Annotated in this window: 16 protein-coding genes and 1 pseudogene; 10 read left to right on the forward strand and 7 right to left on the reverse strand. The window is 75.0% G+C overall.

The features are described from left to right. Both EBH09_RS18540 and EBH09_RS18545 read left to right on the forward strand, forming a co-directional pair. The coding region (locus EBH09_RS18540) for a vWA domain-containing protein (protein WP_193776393.1) at positions 1-969 on the forward strand (969 nt) is incomplete at its 5' end. Continuing rightward, positions 969-2,390, forward strand: a complete 1,422-nt coding sequence (locus EBH09_RS18545; RefSeq protein ID WP_121748109.1) for an extracellular solute-binding protein — start codon at positions 969-971, stop codon at positions 2,388-2,390. The genes EBH09_RS18540 and EBH09_RS18545, both read left to right, overlap by 1 nt. A gap of 21 nt (positions 2,391-2,411) precedes the next feature. Here EBH09_RS18545 and EBH09_RS18550 read toward each other — a convergent pair whose 3' ends face one another. Continuing rightward, complete coding sequence (locus EBH09_RS18550) at positions 2,412-2,609, reverse strand: hypothetical protein (RefSeq protein ID WP_193776436.1); 198 nt, start codon at positions 2,607-2,609, stop codon at positions 2,412-2,414. A 115-nt stretch (positions 2,610-2,724) separates the two neighbouring features. On the opposite strand from EBH09_RS18550, the gene EBH09_RS18555 reads away from it, so the two are divergent. The 4 genes from EBH09_RS18555 to EBH09_RS18570 all read left to right on the forward strand — a co-directional run bounded on the left by EBH09_RS18555 (position 2,725) and on the right by EBH09_RS18570 (position 6,690). Beyond that, positions 2,725-4,074 carry a helix-turn-helix transcriptional regulator gene (locus EBH09_RS18555; protein WP_121748110.1) on the forward strand — a complete coding sequence of 450 codons (1,350 nt, stop codon included), beginning with the start codon at positions 2,725-2,727 and terminating at the stop codon, positions 4,072-4,074. Between the two features lie 73 nt (positions 4,075-4,147). Next, positions 4,148-5,158, forward strand: a complete 1,011-nt coding sequence (locus EBH09_RS18560) for a permease (RefSeq protein ID WP_121748111.1) — start codon at positions 4,148-4,150, stop codon at positions 5,156-5,158. Next, positions 5,155-5,877 (forward strand): TIGR03943 family protein, encoded by a 723-nt coding sequence (locus tag EBH09_RS18565; RefSeq protein ID WP_121748112.1) that lies wholly within the window; start codon positions 5,155-5,157, stop codon positions 5,875-5,877. Before EBH09_RS18560 ends, EBH09_RS18565 begins: the two co-directional genes overlap by 4 nt. Before the next feature lie 93 nt (positions 5,878-5,970). After that, complete coding sequence (locus tag EBH09_RS18570) at positions 5,971-6,690, forward strand: ANTAR domain-containing protein (protein ID WP_121748113.1); 720 nt, start codon at positions 5,971-5,973, stop codon at positions 6,688-6,690. Positions 6,691-6,743: 53 nt separating this feature from the next. On the opposite strand, the gene EBH09_RS18575 is transcribed toward EBH09_RS18570, so the two are convergent. Next, positions 6,744-7,511, reverse strand: coding sequence for a hypothetical protein (locus EBH09_RS18575; protein WP_121748114.1), 768 nt, complete (start codon positions 7,509-7,511; stop codon positions 6,744-6,746). A gap of 313 nt (positions 7,512-7,824) precedes the next feature. On the opposite strand from EBH09_RS18575, the gene thrS reads away from it, so the two are divergent. The 3 genes from thrS to EBH09_RS18590 all read left to right on the forward strand — a co-directional run bounded on the left by thrS (position 7,825) and on the right by EBH09_RS18590 (position 11,896). Continuing rightward, the gene (thrS, locus tag EBH09_RS18580) at positions 7,825-9,096 is read left to right on the forward strand and encodes a threonine--tRNA ligase (protein ID WP_121748414.1); all 1,272 of its coding nucleotides are present in this window, start codon (positions 7,825-7,827) and stop codon (positions 9,094-9,096) included. A gap of 56 nt (positions 9,097-9,152) precedes the next feature. Continuing rightward, the gene (locus EBH09_RS18585) at positions 9,153-10,133 is read left to right on the forward strand and encodes a nucleoside hydrolase (RefSeq protein ID WP_121748115.1); all 981 of its coding nucleotides are present in this window, start codon (positions 9,153-9,155) and stop codon (positions 10,131-10,133) included. 92 nt (positions 10,134-10,225) lie between these two features. Continuing rightward, on the forward strand, positions 10,226-11,896 hold the full coding sequence (locus tag EBH09_RS18590) for a glycoside hydrolase family 13 protein (protein WP_121748116.1): 1,671 nt from the start codon (positions 10,226-10,228) through the stop codon (positions 11,894-11,896). Between the two features lie 33 nt (positions 11,897-11,929). On the opposite strand, the pseudogene EBH09_RS18595 reads toward EBH09_RS18590, so the two are convergent. The 3 genes and pseudogenes from EBH09_RS18595 to EBH09_RS18605 all read right to left on the reverse strand — a co-directional run. After that, positions 11,930-12,106: pseudogene (locus tag EBH09_RS18595) on the reverse strand (peptidase M24 family protein); the annotation flags it as partial. Between the two features lie 97 nt (positions 12,107-12,203). Further along, a complete protein-coding gene (locus EBH09_RS18600) occupies positions 12,204-12,704 on the reverse strand; it encodes an FxLYD domain-containing protein (RefSeq protein WP_121748117.1) in 501 nt (166 codons plus the stop codon). 163 nt (positions 12,705-12,867) lie between these two features. Further along, positions 12,868-13,239, reverse strand: a complete 372-nt coding sequence (locus tag EBH09_RS18605) for a DUF6479 family protein (protein WP_121748118.1) — start codon at positions 13,237-13,239, stop codon at positions 12,868-12,870. 195 nt (positions 13,240-13,434) lie between these two features. Between EBH09_RS18605 and EBH09_RS18610 the strand changes: the two genes are divergently transcribed. Then, a complete protein-coding gene (locus EBH09_RS18610; RefSeq protein WP_121748119.1) occupies positions 13,435-15,072 on the forward strand; it encodes a right-handed parallel beta-helix repeat-containing protein in 1,638 nt (545 codons plus the stop codon). 9 nt (positions 15,073-15,081) lie between these two features. Here EBH09_RS18610 and EBH09_RS18615 read toward each other — a convergent pair whose 3' ends face one another. Together EBH09_RS18615 and EBH09_RS18620 are read right to left on the reverse strand one after the other, a co-directional pair. Beyond that, on the reverse strand, positions 15,082-15,957 hold the full coding sequence (locus EBH09_RS18615; protein WP_121748120.1) for a serine hydrolase: 876 nt from the start codon (positions 15,955-15,957) through the stop codon (positions 15,082-15,084). Then, positions 15,954-16,886: a LysR family transcriptional regulator gene (locus EBH09_RS18620; RefSeq protein WP_238697358.1), complete on the reverse strand. Its 933-nt coding sequence runs from the start codon at positions 16,884-16,886 to the stop codon at positions 15,954-15,956. The genes EBH09_RS18615 and EBH09_RS18620 overlap by 4 nt, the downstream gene beginning before the upstream one ends. Positions 16,887-16,982 lie beyond the last annotated feature (96 nt).

Below are 16,982 nucleotides of genomic sequence, written 5' to 3' on the forward strand. Positions count from 1 at the left end.
GACGCCGTCGACAACCGCACCGCGGCTCTCGTCCCCGAGTTCCTCCTGAGGAGCGGCGTCGGCTGCGACAGCGCGCGCCGCACCCCGCGCATGGCCCAGTACCCGGGCGACGTACCGGGTCTGGAACCCCTCTTCGTCCGCGTCCGCTGGCAGGGCGCCGACCGCGACGCGGCCGACCGCGACCGCGAGGCGGGCGCCTTCCGGGAGTGGCTCACCGGCGAGGGCGGCAGGGCGGCCTTCGCCCGGGACGGCTTCCGCTCGGCCACCGGCAACCGTGCCCTGCTCGACCCCACCGAGGTCGCCGAAGGGGTGCTGAGGGCGCCGTCGCCGCTGACCGAGTCCGCCGGACGGGACGCGATGGAGGCGTCCCTGGAGGGCTACCGGGGTGCCAACGGCCCCGGGCGCGTGCTGTTCCTGCTGGACAGCTCCGGCTCGATGACCGGTCAGTGGGAGGGCCCCAGCGGTGGGCCCGGCCTGCTGAAACAGTCGTTGGGCGGGCTCGGTGACCGGGACGAGTACGCCGTGTGGGCGGTGTCGGACACCGGCGGGGACACCCACGAAACCGTGTTGTCCTTCGGCCCGCACACCCGCAAGGACGCCGAGCGCGCCATCGACCGGGAGGCCGGGGTCCGGGACGCCGAGGCCGATCCCGGCGGGGCGCTGCGGGCCGCGCTGGAAGCCCTGGAGGTGCGGGACGCCGACGACGAGCGTCCCGGCCTGATCGTCTTCGTCACCGACGACGAGGACGCGGACCGGCTCGCCGACGACGGCTTCGGCAGCCTTCTGGCCCTCGCGCGTGCGAGGGACGTGCCGATCGCGATGGTCTCCCTGAAGGGCGGCGGCTGCGACGAGGGGAAGCCGGACGCCCGGATCTCCGAGGCGAGCGGCGGCCGTTGCCTGGACGCCGACGACGATCTCGGCGCCGCCCTGCACGACGAGGTCGCCCGCACCGGAACGGGGGAGGCGTGATGCGCGGAGCACCGCTTCGGCGACAGTCCCGGCGACGGCAGGCGAGGCTGCTGGCCCCGCTGTTCCTGCTGTTCCTGCTGTTCCTGCTCGTGCCGACCGCGTGCAGCGGTGGTGGCGGGAGCGGGCCCGCGGCGTCCCCCTCCGCCGACGTGCCCGGCGACATCGTGGTCGCCAGCGGCCGCGACGTCACCGGCAAGAACGGCATCCGCCAGCGGCTCATCGACGCCTGGAACGCCGGGCAGGAGAAGGCCGGCACCGGCTACCGTGCCCGGCTCGTCGAACTCCCCGGCAACGCCGACGAACAGCGCAGCCAGCTGCTCGGCGCGCTCCAGTCCGGCAGCGCCGCCTACGACGTGGTCAACCTCGACGTCACCTGGGTCCCGGAGTTCGCGGCCGCGGACCTGATCGGCCCGCTGCCCGGGTCGCTGCTCGACGAGGACGTCATCGCGCCCGTCGCGAGCACCGCCCGCTGGGACGGCAAGGTGTACGCCGCTCCCTTCAACAGCGACGTCGGTCTGCTCTACTACCGGCGCGACCACCTGGGCCAGGCGGACGTCGAGCAGACCGACCTGACGGGCGGCCTGGACTGGCCGGAGCTGAAGAAGCTGATCAACGCCGTCGGCGACCACAAGCCCGACGGCTACGACAAGGGCTGGACGACCCAGCTCGCCGCGTACGAGGGGCGGACGGTCAACGCCGTGGAGGCGTTCGCGTCGGCCGTACCGGACCTCACGCTCACGGACGAGGACGGCGAGTACGACGCCACCGTCGAGGAGCTGACGGAGGGCATCACCGAGCTGCGCCGCCGTACCGAGGCCTCGTACGTGCTCCCGGACGCCTTCCACTCCGACGAGGCGGCGTCCCTCGGCGACTTCGGGGCCGGCCGCACCACCTTCCTGCGGCACTGGCCGTACGTGTATCCCGCCCTGCACCAGTCGTTCCCCGAGGACGACCGGCTCGGGGTGACCGCGTTGCCGGGGCGGGCCGTGCTCGGCGGCCAGAACCTCGCCGTGACCGCGGCGTCCCAGCGGAGGACCAAGGCGACCGACCTGATCCGGTACCTGACCGGAAAGGAGAGCGAACGCTGCCTGCTGGACGCCGGTTTCGCGGCGACGCGCACCTCCGCCTACACGGACGACGCCGTGACGTGCGCGGTGGGTGCCGCGACGCCCTCCGCGACGCCCACCGGCGAGAGCGCCGACACCGTGCCCCGCGACGCGGCCGGCCGCCCGGAGTACGCCCGTGACATCCTGCTCCCCGCCCTCCGGGAGGCGGTGCACCGCCCCCGCACCCCGCTGTACGGCGCCTTCACCCAGACCTTCACCACGGAGCTGGGCGCCCTCTTCGCCGACGACCCGCCGGGTGACGCGGAACTGGCCCGGCGACTGGACGAGGCCCTCGGACGCGCCCTGCCGGACTGACGGCAGCACCGGCCGACCGTCTCAGCGGCTCACGGTGACCAGCGAGTCCGTGACCGACGAGTCCGTGACCGCGGTCGTGTCCCCCGCCGGGGAGGGCGCCGGCGGGTGTGCCGTGCCCGCGGGTCCCGCGTTCGCGGCCAGCAGCAGGCAGGCCACGGCGGCGACGGCCGCCGCGAGGGCTCTGGCGTAACGTTCGGCGGTGCGTGTGTGTTCGGGCACGGTGTCCTCTGCGGGATCGTACGGGATTGTGCCAAGCGCTGTTAAGCGCGCTTAATCCGCGGTTTAACCTAAAGGCGTCGGAGTCGAACGGCAAGAGTCGCAGGGGGAGTTGGCAGTGGGGGACCGTGACGACCGGGTGGCCATCGGCCGCCGGGTGCAGCGACTGCGGGCCGAGCGCGGGCTGACCCAGCGCCAGCTCGCGGAACCGGCCTACACCCCCGCCTACATCTCCACCCTGGAGGCCGGCCGCGTCCGCCCCTCCGACGAGGCACTGCGGCATCTCGCGGAACGTCTCGGCGTCGGCTACGAGGAGCTGGCCACCGGGCGCCCGGCCCGGCTCGCCACCGATCTGCGGCTCAGGCTCACCGAGGCGCGGCGCACCCTCGCCACCGACGGCGCCGAACAGGCGGCCGGGCAGTACTCCGAACTGCTCGCCGAGGCCGAGACCCACGAGCTGCCCGAGGAACGGGCCGCCGCGCTGCTGGGACTCGGGGAGTGCGCCGTGGAGACCGGGGAGCTGACCGCCGGACGGCAGTACTTCGAGCGGGCCGAGCGGTGCCTCGCCGACGTCGGCGCCCCGCTGCCCGCCCGCGTCCCGGCCCTGCGCGGACGCGCCCTCGCCCACTACCTCGCCGGTGAACTGAGGTACGCCGTCTACCTCCTGGAGACCACCCTCGACGAGCTGAACCGCGGCGGCCTGCACGACCCCGACGCGCTGCTCCTGCTCTACGCCAGCGCCATCGGCCCGTACATGGACATGGGCGCCCACGCGCGCGCCGCCCAGGCCGCCGAACTCGCCCTCTCCCTCGCCCCCAGCGCCGGAGACCCCGCGCTGGTGGCCCGCATGCACCGCTCCGTCGCCCGCACCCTGCTCGCCGAGGGCCGCCTCGCCGAGGCCGACGCCTCGCTCGCCAAGGCGGCCGAGCTGTACCGCACGCTGCAACTCCGCACCGAGCTGGCCAACTGCCACTGGATGCGCGGCTACGTCTGCGCCCAGAACGGCGAACTCCCGCGCGCCGAGGAGGAGATGCGAGAGGCCCTCGGGATGCTCTCCGCCACCCGCGCCGCCCTCTACAGCAGCCAGGTCGCCGTCGAACTGGCCGACGTACTGCACCGGCGCGGCAAGTCCGAGGAGGCCGCGGAACTGCTGCACGGGGTACTGGACGACCTCTCCTCCGAGCGCGGCGCCGTGCACTCCGCGGGTGCGCACCGGCTGCTCGGCATCATCGCCGAGGACGCCCGGGACACCGAGGCCGCCGAGGAGCACTACGTCCGCGCCCTCAGCCTGCTGGAACGGGCCGGCGCCGCCGGAGACCTGGCCGACCTGTGCCGGCTCCTCGGCGACCTGCTGCGCCGCACCGGCCGGGTGGAGGCGGCCCTCGACGCCTACCGCACCGGCCTCGGACACCGCACGGCACCCGGCACGACGACCCTGGGCCCGGCGCCCGCACAGCCGCCGCTGTAGGGAATCCTGGGCTGTGCACAGCGGCGCCGGTCAGCATGGCGGCGGGGGCGGGGACGAGCGGGGTGCGAGGAACATGGACGACCGACGGACCGTGGCCGACGGTGTGCGGCTCGCCGTGCGCGCGCTGGTGTACGCCGTGCTCGGCGGCGTCGCGCTGCTCACCGTCGCCACCGTGGTCTCGGTACTGGGCCCGGTCCTGGCGCTCGACCTCTACACACCCCCGGTGGCGGCCTGGTGGACGGTGTTCACCGCCGTCGTCGTCCAGGGCGTGCCCTTCCTGCTGCTCGGCACGGTCGTATCGGCGGCGATCGGGGCGTTCGTGCCGGAGCGCGCCTTCAGCCGCCTCCTGCCCCGCAACCAGGCCCTCGCCGTGCCCGTGGCGGGGGCGGCGGGGGTGGTGCTGCCCGGCTGCGAGTGCGCGTCGGTGCCGGTGGCCGGGAGCCTGATGCGGCGCGGGGTCGCCCCGGCGGCGGCCCTCGCGTTCCTCCTGTCGGCGCCCGCGATCAACCCGGTGGTGCTGGTGGCCACGTCGATCGCGTTCCCCGGACAGCCCGCCATGGTCGCCGCCCGCCTGCTCGCCTCGCTCACGGCCGCGGTGGTGATGGGCTGGCTGTGGGTCCGGTTCGGGAAGGACGAGTGGTTGCGCCTGCCGAAGAGCCGTACGGCGCCCGGAGCGTCGTCGTACGGCTGGACCGGCTTCGTCTCCGGCCTGCGGCACGACTTCCTGCACGCGGGCGGCTTCCTCGTCGTCGGCGCGGGCGCGGCCGCCGCCTTCAACGTCGCCGTGCCGCGCTCCGTCCTGGAGATCTTCACCGACTCCGCCTGGCTGTCCGTGCTCCTGCTCGCGGTCCTCGCGGTGGTGTTGTGCGTGTGCAGCGAGGCGGACGCGTTCGTCGCCGCCTCGCTGAGCGGGTTCTCGCCGACCGCGCGGCTGGCGTTCATGGTGGTGGGGCCGATGGTCGACCTGAAGCTGATCGCGTTGCAGACGGGCACCTTCGGCCGGGCCTTCGCGGTGCGGTTCGCGTCGGTGACCTGGGTGGTGGCCGTGACGAGCAGCGTGCTGGTGGGGTGGTGGCTGCTGTGAGGCGGTACGGACCGGCGGTCCTGCTCGCGCTGACCGGCGCGGCGGTACTGCGCATCTCGCTCTTCGGCGACCTCTACCTGCGGTACGTGCAGCCGGGGCTGCGGCCGTACCTGATCGTGTCCGGGGCGGTGCTGGTGCTGCTCGCGGCGGCGACGGCCCTCGCCGGGCGCGAACACGGGGAGGCGGACGAGGAGGCCGACGCCCACGGCCACAGTCACGGCCCCGCCGGTCCCCGCGTCGCCTGGCTGCTCACCCTGCCCGCCCTCGCCCTGCTGCTGTTCCCGCCGCCCGCGCTCGGCTCCTACAGCGCGGGCCGCGAGGCGGCGCAGCGCGCCGCGCAGGGGGTCGGCACCTTCCCGGCGCTGCCGTCCGGGGACCCGGTGGAGCTGACTCTCGCCGAGTTCGGCTCCCGCGCGCTCTACGACAGCGAACGGTCGCTGACCGGCCGTACCGTCCGCCTCACCGGCTTCGTCACCCACGGCGAGGACGGCACCTGGTACGTCACCAGGCTCCTCGTCTCCTGCTGCGCCGCCGACGCCACCACCGGCAAGGCCGAGATCCGCAGGGCCGGCGCCCCGCCCGTCGACACGTGGGTCACGGTCACCGGCGGCTGGCACCCGGAGGGCGGGCCCGGCTCGGACGCGGCCTGGCCGCCGGTCCTCGACGCGACGGACGTACGCCGGGTGGAGCAGCCCGCGAACCCCTACGAGAAGCGCTGAGCCCCCGTCCACGACCTGCGGCGCGCCCTGGTTTCCCCCGGTCGGGCACGGGTAGTCGAGCCTGCGGCCGCGTGAGTGAAGGAGGCGGTGCGCATGCGGCCCAGCGACGAATCCGGGTGGTCTTCGGACGGAGCACGCGCCGCCGAGGTGATCGCCGCACAAGTACGGGGCGCCCCGCCGCACGAGGTGCCGGAACGACTGTGTCTCACGGCCGTGCGGCTGCTGCCGGTGACCGGGGCGAGCGCGTCGCTGCGCGGCGATGGCGTGCCGGTACGGCTGTGCGCCAGCGGTGACTGGGCGACGTACCTGGCCGAGCTCCAGGCCACGCTGGGTGACGGCCCCTGTGTGAGCGCCGCCGAGTCGGGCGCCCCGGTGCTCGCCTGCGATCTGACGGCCGCTGCCGACGCCGGCCGGTGGCCCGTCTTCGCCCAGCAGGCGACGGCCGTCGGCGTACGGGCGGTCTACGCGCTGCCGCTGGGCGGTGCCGCCGGTTGCCTGGGCACCCTCGACCTCTACCGGGACACCCCCGGCCCGCTGGCCGGACCGCAGCTCAGCCTGGCGCGGCTCGTGGCCGGCGGCATGACGACGGCGCTGATGGCGCTGCCGCGCGGGGAGGAGACCTGGCTGGACCAGCTGGCCGGCGACCACGACGAGGTCTACCGGGCCGTCGGCATGATCATGGCCCAGCTGGGGGTCGGTGCCGACGAGGCCCTGGCCCGCCTGCGCGCCGACGCGTTCGTGTGCGGCCGCACCGCCCATGACGTGGCCCGCGACGTCCTCGCCCACCGCCGGCGCTTCGACCGCGACCACTAGGTGTATCGATCGCGGGCGTCGCCGACGCCGGCCGGGCTCGGTCCGTCCGTTCGCTAGACCTGTGCCCGCCCCTGCCGCCGGGCCTCCGTCAGCCGCTCCGTCCCGACCTCGACGGCGGTCCGGGTGGCGGCTTCGTCCGGTTCGCCGGGGGCGCCGTTGGTGAGGCTGATCGCGTCGTCGCCCACGCGTACGGCGACGAGGTGCACGGTGAGGACGGCACCCTCGGCGTTCACCGTCACCCGCAGGCCCTGCCGGGCGTCTCCCGCCTCCGGCGGTGCCAGGTCGGTGACCCGGACGTCCAGGGCGGTGCCGCGGGCGGCCCGGGCCGTGAACCGCCCGCACGTGTCCGGCAGCGTCCCGAGCCAGGTCAGCGCCCTGTCGATGTCGGCCGCGCGGTACGAGATGATCCGGTAGTGCAGCTGGGCCCCGCCGGCCGCGTCGTCCAGGGCGGCCGTGGACCTGGGGGCGATGGCGCCGCCGAACAGCTCCTCGGTGTAGAGGACGTCCAGCAGCCGCCCGCAGTCGGCCCGCTCGGCGGTGGCCTTCAGTACCCGGTCCCGCCAGGTCGCGGCGCCCCGTGTCGGCTCCCACGCCTCCCCCAGGTCGGCCTCCGTGATCAGGGCGGCCCGCGCCTGCCCCCGGGTGAGCGCGGGCGGCACGGCGGGCGAGGGGAGCGTGGCCGGGGACCGCGCGGTCGCGGGCGCTGTCCCGACGGGCCCCTCCGCCGCCCGGCCGCCCGCGGAGCAGGCGGCCGCCGTCAGTGTCAGTGCCGCCGAGAGCGCGGAGACGAGCAGGGGACGGGCGGCGGGGGCATGCTGCACAGGTGCCTCCTGGCGGGCCGGGGCGACCGGCGCCGTTTCAGGATCCGGCCGGTCGCACCCTCCACGGCACCACCGCCCCCGCCCCGCCACCAGCGTGTGGGGCCGTCCGGGTGAGGCGCCCGGCGAAAAACGGCTCGCGGCGGCGTGCGCCCGCCAGTACCGTCCCGTTCCATGAAGCGCGCGCGCCATTTCCCGATGACGACGCCGGGGAGTGTCCCGGCGCGCTGACTGCTGAGCAGAAGTCCGAAGCCCCGGGGCGAGCGCCCCGGGGCTTCTTCGCGTGGTGCTCGCCCTCCGTCCGGAGGAGACCACCGTGCACGACCAGGACCGAAACCCCGCCCAGGCACCCGCACCAGCGCCCGCCCACGACCGCGACCACCGGCGGCTCGGCCGCGAACTCGGGCTGTTCGGCACCGACCCCCTGATGGGCGCGGGCCTGCCGTACTGGCTGCCCGACGGGGCGGTCGTCCGCCACACCCTGGAGGAGTACGTCCGCGAGGCGGAGCGCCGGGCCGGCTACCGGCACGTGTACTCGCCCGTCCTCGGCAAACGCGAGCTGTACGAGATCTCGGGCCACTGGGAGCACTACCGCGACGACATGTTCCCGCCGATGGAGCTGGGCGCCGAGGAGGTCGTGCTCCGCCCGAGCCTGTGCCCCCACCACGCCCTGGTCTACCGCTCCCGTTCCCACAGCTACCGGGAACTGCCCCTGCGGATCGCCGAGCTGGGCGCCATGTACCGCTCCGAACCGTCCGGCGTGCTCGGCGGCCTGACCCGCGTGCGGGCCATCCACCTCAACGACGCGCACATCTTCTGCACCCCGGACCAGGCCGCCGCCGAGGCCCGCGCCGCCCTCGGCCTGATCCGCCGCGCCCACGCCGACCTGGGCATCCGGGCCGCCCGCTACCGCCTCTCGCTGCCCGGCCCGGGCGGCAAGTACGTCGCCGGCCCGCAGCTGTGGCGGCGGGCCACCGCACTGCTGGAGGAGGCCCTGGAGGGGCTGCCGTACGAGGCGGTGGAGGGCGAGGCCGCCTTCTACGGACCGAAGATCGACGTGCAGGTCGCGGACGCCGCCGGGCGCGAGTCCACCCTCTCCACCGTCCAGATCGACTTCCACCAGCCCGAACGCTTCGGCCTGCGCTACACCGGCCCCGACGGCGCCGCCCACCGCCCGGTCATGGTGCACCGCAGCGTCATCGGCAGCGTGGAGCGGGTGGTCGCGCACCTGATCGAGGCGCACGGCGGGGCATTCCCGGCGTGGCTGGCGCCGGTGCAGCTGGTGGTGCTGCCGATCGGTGCGGAGCAGCGGGACCCGGCGCACGACCTCGTACGGCGCGCCGGTGATCTGGGGCTGCGCGCCGAGGTCGCCGGACCGGAGCGGGGGACCCTCGGCGCCCGCGTCCGGGCGGCGCGCAAGGTGCCGTACCAGGCGGTGATCGGGGCGCGCGAGGCGGCGGGCGGCGACCTGGCGGACGTACGGCTGCGGGACGGGCGCAGGCCCGGGCGGGTGTCCGGCGCGGAACTGCTGCGGCGGATCGACGGCCGCGTGCGGGCACGCGGCCCCGAGCTGTGGGAACCCGCGTGAGCCCGCGTAGGGTCACCGGGATCCGCCCCCCCCACCGAGCCCGAGGAGCCCTCGCAGTGACGACCGCCTCCGACGACCGGCAGCCCATCCCGGTGATCATCGACTGCGACACCGGCATCGACGACGCGCTGGCCCTGCTGCTGGCGGTCCGCCACCCGGGGCTCGACCTGCGCGCCGTCACCTGCGTGGCCGGGAACACCGACGTGGAGGGGGTCGTACGGAACACCCTGACCGTGCTGGAGCAGGTCGGCGCCCCGGACGTCCCCGTCGCCCGGGGTGCCGGGCGCCCGCTGATCGAGGGGGTGCGCACCGCCCGGCACGTGCACGGGCACGACGGCATGGGCGACCTCGGTCTGCCCGCGCCCACCCGCGCCCCCGTCGACGTCGACGCGGTGACCCTGCTGCGCCGGGAGATCCTCGCCGCCCCGCGGCCGGTCACTCTGGTCCCCACCGCGCCGGCGACCAACATCGCGCTGCTGCTGCGCACCCACCCGGAGGTCACCGCCAACATCGAGCGGATCGTGTTCATGGGCGGCGCGGTGGCCACCGGGAACGCGACGCCGGTCGCCGAGTTCAACGTGTGGCACGACCCGGAGGCCGCCGCGATCCTGCTCACCGCCGGGGTGCCGATCACGATGTACGGGCTGGACGTGTTCCAGCGGGTGATCGTCCCGGGGCCGGACGTACGCCGTCTGCGGGCGAGCGCCGAGCCCGGCACCCGGCTCGCCGGTGAGCTGCTCGCCCACCGCGGCCCCGCCACCGACGAGTCCGACCCCGGCGGCGGCCTCGGCGACGCGGGCGCGGTCTGCGCGGTGCTCGACCCGGAGGGCCTGACCACGCACCGGCTGCCCGTCGAGGTGTCCCTGGCACCGGGGCCGGCCCGCGGCCAGACCCTCGTCGACCGGCGGGTCCGCCCCGGGGAGTCCGAACTGCACGAGGGAACCCGCGAACAGCCTCTGGTGGACGTCGCCTTGGAGGTGGACGTGGCGCGGTACGTGAAGCTGTACCTGGGGGCGGTCGAGCGCACCGGCGGGTAGCGCACCGGCGCGTCGCGGGCGCGCGGGTTCGCTTTTCGGGTGATGTGGACAGATCTATTCGTGTCGCCCGCACGCATCGCGAAGGAGACCGCGTGACCGTACGCAGCACCACCAGCACGCCCGACCTCTCGTCCAAGGACCCGAACTGGTGGCGGCAGGCCGTCATCTACCAGGTCTACCCCCGCAGCTTCGCCGACGCCGACGGCGACGGGCTCGGTGACCTGCGCGGCGTCACCCAGCGCCTGACCCATCTGGCGACCCTGGGTGTCGACGCCCTGTGGCTCAGTCCGTTCTACCCGTCCGAACTCGCCGACGGCGGCTACGACGTCGACGACTACCGCGACGTCGACCCGCGCCTGGGCACCCTGGACGACTTCGACGCGATGGCCGCCGAAGCCCACCGGCTGGGCCTGAAGGTGATCGTCGACCTGGTCCCCAACCACACCTCGCACCGCCACGCGTGGTTCCGGGAGGCCCTGGCGGCGGGCCCGGGTACCGCGGCCCGCGACCGCTACGTCTTCCGTGACGGCCGCGGCGAGCGCGGGGAACTCCCGCCCACCGACTGGCAGTCCGTCTTCGGGGGCAGCGCCTGGAAGCGGGTGCCCGACGGACAGTGGTACCTCCACCTCTTCACACCCGAGCAGCCCGACCTGAACTGGGAGAACGAGCAGGTCCGCGCCGACTTCCGCACCACGCTGAAGTTCTGGTGCGACCGGGGCGTCGACGGCTTCCGCGTCGACGTGGCGCACGCACTGGTCAAGGACCTGACCGAGCCGCTGCGCGACCTCGGCTCCCCCGAGCTGAGCAGCGAGGCGGCGCTCGCGGAGTTCGCCCCCGGCACCCACCCGTTCTACGACCGCGACGACGTCCACGAGGTCTACCGCGACTGGCGCAAGATCCTCGACGCCTACACCCCGCCCCGCATGGCGGTGGCCGAGGCGTGGGTGCCGGGCGCCCGGCGCGCGCTGTACGCCCGCCCGGACGAGCTGGGGCAGGCGTTCAACTTCGAGTACCTCCAGGGCGGCTGGGACGCGGCGGAGCTGCGCGAGATCATCACCGGTTCCCTGGCCGACGCGCACGCCGCCGGTGCCTCGGCGACCTGGGTGCTGTCCAACCACGACGTGGTGCGCCACGCCACCCGCCTGGTCCTGCCGCCGGACACCGACACCGACGCCTGGCTGCTTTCCGGCGGCCACGCGCCGGCCGTCGACGAGCGGGCGGGTCTGCGCCGGGCCCGCGCGGCGACGCTGCTGATGCTGGCGCTGCCCGGCTCGGCGTACGTCTACCAGGGCGAGGAGCTGGGCCTGCCCGAGGTGGCCGACCTGCCCACCGAGGTACTCCAGGACCCGATCTGGGAGCAGACCGGGCACGTCCGCAAGGGCCGCGACGGATGCCGGGTGCCGCTGCCGTGGACGACGGGCGGACCGTCGTACGGCTTCGGCACGGGCGCGGCGTGGCTGCCGCAGCCGCCGGACTTCGCGTCGTACGCCGTCCAGGCCCAGGACGGCGTGGCGGGCTCGACCCTGGAGCTGTACCGCACGGCTCTGCGCCTGCGCCGCAAGCTGCTCGACGGCGAGTCGCTGACCTGGGCGGACGACGTCCCGGCCGGGGTCCTCCGGTTCGACCGCTCGGACAGGTGGCGCTGCGTCACCAATCTCTCCGGCACGACGGTCGACCTGCCGGCCGGCGAGGTGCTGCTGAGCAGCGCACCGCTGGACGACGGCCGCCTGGGCCCGGACACGACGGTGTGGCTGGCGCTTTAGCCGCTCCGCGGGGATGAGCGGGGCCGGCGGCGGTCAGACCACGATCGCCAGTTCGCGCGAGGCGGTGCTGAGCCGGCGGCCCCCGACCTCCGTGCGGGTCACGACGTCCCCGATGCGGACGCCGCGGCGGTCCGGGAGGCAGACGTCGGGCGCGACGGGGAAGCACATGCCCGCTCCGAGCGGCTGCTCCTCGCCCTCCACCAGCTCTGGCCGTCCCCCGCCCACTCGGAGATCCGCAGCGCGCCCGCGCCGGGAACGCCTCCGCCCGTGGTCTCGGCGGCGTCGGCGCCCGGGCCGCTCATGCGGGTCAGTAGCGCACCGCCCGGGCCACCGCCGCGCGCACGTCCCCGGACAGGTCGTGGCTGCTGCGGGCGGTGGCCCGGGCGGTCTTTCCGGCGGGGACGTCGGAGACGGTGACGACGGCCGTGTCGAGCAGGGTGCCGCCGGGGTCCGTGTAGTTCACCTGCACCGCGAAGGACTTCGTCGAGTCGGCGGTGTTGCGGACGGTGACCTCGACGGTGGTGCGCCCTTCGGCATCGGTCCTCGGGTCGCCCAGCCGCACGTCGCCCTTGACGTCGGCGCCCTCCTGGATCTCCTCCAGCCACCGTCCGGCCTCCGCGGTGGCCGACGCCACGGCGTCCGCGCCCTGGGAGGCCAGCGAGGACGCGGCCGACGCGGCCCGGCTGGCCGCGGCGCTGCCCGCGTCCGACGGCGCCTCACCGTCGCCGCCGCCGTCGGAGCAGCCGGTCAGCACGGCGCCCGCCAGCACCACCACGCCGACTGCCGTGCGCACCCGGTGACCGGCCATGTCGCCTCCAGGGACCTGGGGAGCAGAAGTCCCGCGAGAGCACGCGGGACCTCTCCAGTGAAGGTCCGCGGAGGCCGGCGCGCACACCGGCGTTCGGCCGAACGGGGGCTCCCGCCGGCCGCGGGCTACCCGCTCCGGGGCGGGAGCCCGTCGGGTGGCCGGGTCACACGTGTCCCGATCCGCCGCTGCCGAAGGAGCCGCTCGATCCCGGCAGCCAGCGCTGGCGGCTCTGGTCCTCGCCCCGGCGGCTGCCCGAGTGGTGGAGCTGGTAGGGCATGAGCCGTGGGCTTCCGTCCGCCGCGAGCGGGATCTCGTCGGGTTCCCGCGCCTCCCGTTCCTCGTGGACGGCGCCGGTCGCGGGGAGTTTGCCGTGCTCGTCGGCGTGCGGGCGTTCGGATTCGCGTTCCATGACCCCCATGCCCATGCGTACGGCCCAGATCAGCGCGCCGGCGATCACCAGCCCGCCGATGAAGGCGATCGTCAGGTTGAGCGCGTGCGAGGACGCGGCCAGCAGTTCATACGTTGCCGTACTCATGTTCTGATTATGTACCCCCAAATGAGATAAAGCGCCAGGAATGTCCGGAGTGCTCTCCCGAGGGCTTGCGCGAGCGTTCGCCGTGATTGAGAGCGGCCGGTGGCTGGTACCCGGCACACTGCGGCGGCGCGGCCCCCGAGCCCATGGCCCCCGAGCCCGCCGCCTCCCTCGTGCCGCCGGTGGAAGGAGCGCCCCATGACCGCGCCGTTGACGGCCGACGCCCATGACTACGGCCTGGCCGGGGACGGCACCGCCGACGACCGGCCGGCGTTGCAGAAGCTGGTGGACGCGCTGGGCGACGCCACCGCCGCCGACGGACGGCCGCGCACCGTGCGCGTGCCCGCCGGGCGGTACGTGATCCGGGACCGGCCCGTGCTCTGGCGCAGCGGCGTCTCGCTGATCGGCGCGGGACGCGGGGCCACCTGCTTCGCGCTCGCCAACCCGGGCGCCCCGACGCGGCCGGTCCCGCTGGCCTGGTTCACCACCGCCCAGCACGGCGCCGGGCGGGACAACCACATCGCCGACGTCACCTTCGCCCACTTCGAGATCGACGGCTCCGGGGTGGAGACCGAGGATTACGAGGTGCTGGCCAAGGGGCTCGGCCTCCAGTACGTACTGCGCGGGCGCTTCACCGACCTGTACATCCACGACACCGCCGCCACCGGCTTCGGGTGCGACTTCCTCCAGGACACCGTCGTCGAGGGCGTGCTGGCCGAACGGTGCGGGCGGCAGGACCCCGGCGAGAAGATGGGCGGCGCGGGCATCGGGATCGGGGTCGGCGGCTGGGGGCCGGTCGAACGGCTGGCGGTGACCGACTGCACGGCCACCGGTAACGGCACCAACGGCATCTTCCTCGAACTCCAGCAGGACGACTGGGCCCCGCCCCGCGGCATCCGCGTCACCGCCTGCCACACCGAGGGCAACCGCTACGGCATCTCCGACTGGGGCGCCGACGGCCTGCTGGTCACCGGCTGCACGATGCTCGGCAACCACGTCGCCGGGTTCGACGTGTCGGCGCAGGGCACGACGAGCGTCGGCGGCCGCGGCGGCATCGTCACCGGGTGCGTCCTCGACGGCAACGTGGGCGACGGGATCGCACTCGGCAACACCCCGGGTCCGTACGCGTTCCGCGGCAACCGCGTCAGCGGCAACGGGCGGTACGGCTACTGGCAGCACAACCTGGCAGGCGGCGACCAGGAGCCCGCCACGGACATCGTCCTGGAGTCCAACGACATCCACGACAACGCCCTGGACGGCATCCGCGTCGACGCCCCGCTGCACGAACCGGCGGTCTACGGCAACCGGATCCGGAACAACGGCCGCCGCGCCGCGCCGGAGGCCCGGGGAGGCGGCGCGGGCGTCCACTGCGGGCCGCTGTCCCTGACCGACGAGAACGCCGACTGGCTTCCGGGCGGCCACCGCGGCAAGCGGCTGACGGTCGGCACCCGGAGCGCCGGGGCCGGCGCCGAAGTCACCGTCGTGGTCACCGACAACACCGCCACCGAACTCACCCTCGCCCCCGAGCGCCCCGGCGCGCAGACGGCCTGGCCGGGCGGCACCCCCGGGCCCGGCGCCGCCTACCGCATCCCGGACTCCCCGGCCCCGCGCACCGGCCTGACCGCCGCGGCCGCCGTGGCCCACCCGTACGTGCAGGGCAACCGCGTCCGGGACGACGGGCACCCGCGCACCCAGACGCACGCCCTGTGGATCGCGCACGAGGCCACCTGGACCGGCGGCCGGGTCTCCGGCAACGACTTCAGCGGCAACGCGTCGGCGGCGACCCGCTTCGACTCGGCGCCGAGCGGCGGTCGCTGGCGGGACAACGACGGCTGACCCGCCGCCTCACGGTGCCCGCAGCGCGTCCACCGCGATCCGGGCCGCCGTGCCGATCACCGCGTCCGCCGCCGGGAGGACGGCCGCGGTGTGGGCGGTACGGGTGAAGACGGCCACGGCGTAGCGGCCGCCGTCGGGGTATTCGACGACGCCGATCTCGTTGCGCAGGGTCGGCAGACTGCCGGTCTTGCCGGCCACGTGGACGTCGTCGAAGGGGAACCCCGATGCCAGGCGGTGCGGCCAGACCTGGAGTCCCATGACGCGGCGCGCGGCGGCGCCGTACTCGGGCGGGCACGCCTCGTCCCGCCACAGGGCGGTGAGCAGGCGGGTCATGTCACGGGGCGTGCTGCGGTTGGTGCGGGCGGGATCCAGGGCACGGAGCCGGGTGATGACGTGCGGGTCGGTCAGCGCCCGGGCACCGGCCGGCCCGGCGTCCTCGCGCATGGTGCCGAGCATCTCGCCGAAGCCGTACACCGCCCGGGTGCGGGTGAGGCCCAGCCGGTCCGTGGTGCGGTTGACGGCGTCCAGACCGACCCGGCGCAGCAGCAGGTCGGCGGCGGTGTTGTCGCTGACGGACATCATCAGGAACGCCGCGTCGCGCAGCGACAGCCGGACCGGGTCCAGCATGGCCGCCAGTCCCGTGGGCCCCGGAGTGCGTCCGGCCGGCGGGCACTCGACCTGCTCGGTGAGGTCCAGCGCCCCGGCCGCCGCCAGCTCGTGCAGCGTCACCAGCACACACACCTTGTGGACGCTGGCCGTGCACACCGCCTGGTCCGCCCCGGTCTCGACCTGTGCGCCGGAGTCGATGTCGACGGCGTGCAGCCACCCGGTGACCCCGGCGTCGGCGAAGGCGGCCTGGAGGCGTCCGGTAACGATGTCGGTCACAGCCAGAACTCCGATGCCGGGCGAAGGTGCAGTGGCCGGGAGGGGGCCTCCGGGCGGGCGCCGGCCGTGGTGCGCAGGGCGTGGGTGGCCGCGTCCGCGAAGGCGCCGACGGCGGCGTCGCCGCGTCCCTTGGGCCAGGCCACGGAGTGCCGCCAGGCCAGCGGCGCCCCGGCCAGCGGACGCCAGACCAGGTGCCCGTCGGCGGGGGCGGCGAGCTGGGTGTCGCTGGGGCCAAGGGCGACGGCCCCGGACGACAGCACCAGTCCGCGTACGAAGCTGGCGCCCTGGCCGTGCCGTACGGCGGCGGGCGTGTAGCCGCCCCGCGCGCAGGCGGTGAGCAGGTCGTCGTAGACCGCGGGGGCGCCGGCGCGCGGGAAGAGGACCAGGTCGTAGCCGGTGAGGGCGGCGAGCGGCACCTCGTCGAGCCGTGCCTGGGCGGCCCCGCGCGGCAACAGCACGCCGAGGTCGCGGCGCAGGACCGGGCCCAGCTCCAGGCCGGTGACGTCGCAGGGGTGGTGGATGAGGCCGACGTCCAGCTCGTGCGCCGCGAAGGCGGCGAGCTGCTGGGCGGTGGACAGCTCGTGCAGCTCCAGTTCGAGGCCCGCGTGCCGGCGCCGGAAGTCCGCCAGCAGCGCGGCGACGGTCTCGCCGGAGATGTCCGGTGACAGGGCGGCGCGCAGCAGGCCGGTCTCGCCGTCCCGGATACGGCGCGCGGCGGCCCGGAAGGACTCGGAGCGGGCGAGCAGCTCACGGGCCTCGGCGAGCAGCAGCGTGCCCGCCTCGGTGATGGCCACCTGGCGGCTGGTGCGCTCGAAGAGCCGGACGCCCAACTCCTTCTCCAGCCGCTGGATGCGCTGCGACAGGGGCGGCTGGGCCATGCCGAGGCGGGCGGCGGCACGCCCGAAGTGTGACTCTTCTGCAACAGCCACAAAGCACTCCAGGTGCCGCACCAGGTCCACGACCAGTAATCATATCGGGGATTGATCGATCAGACATCCATATCAATCTTGGACAGGGGGCCGGTC

The organism is Streptomyces sp. E2N166, assembly GCF_003671715.1.
In the GTDB taxonomy this organism is placed as follows: domain Bacteria; phylum Actinomycetota; class Actinomycetes; order Streptomycetales; family Streptomycetaceae; genus Streptomyces; species Streptomyces thinghirensis.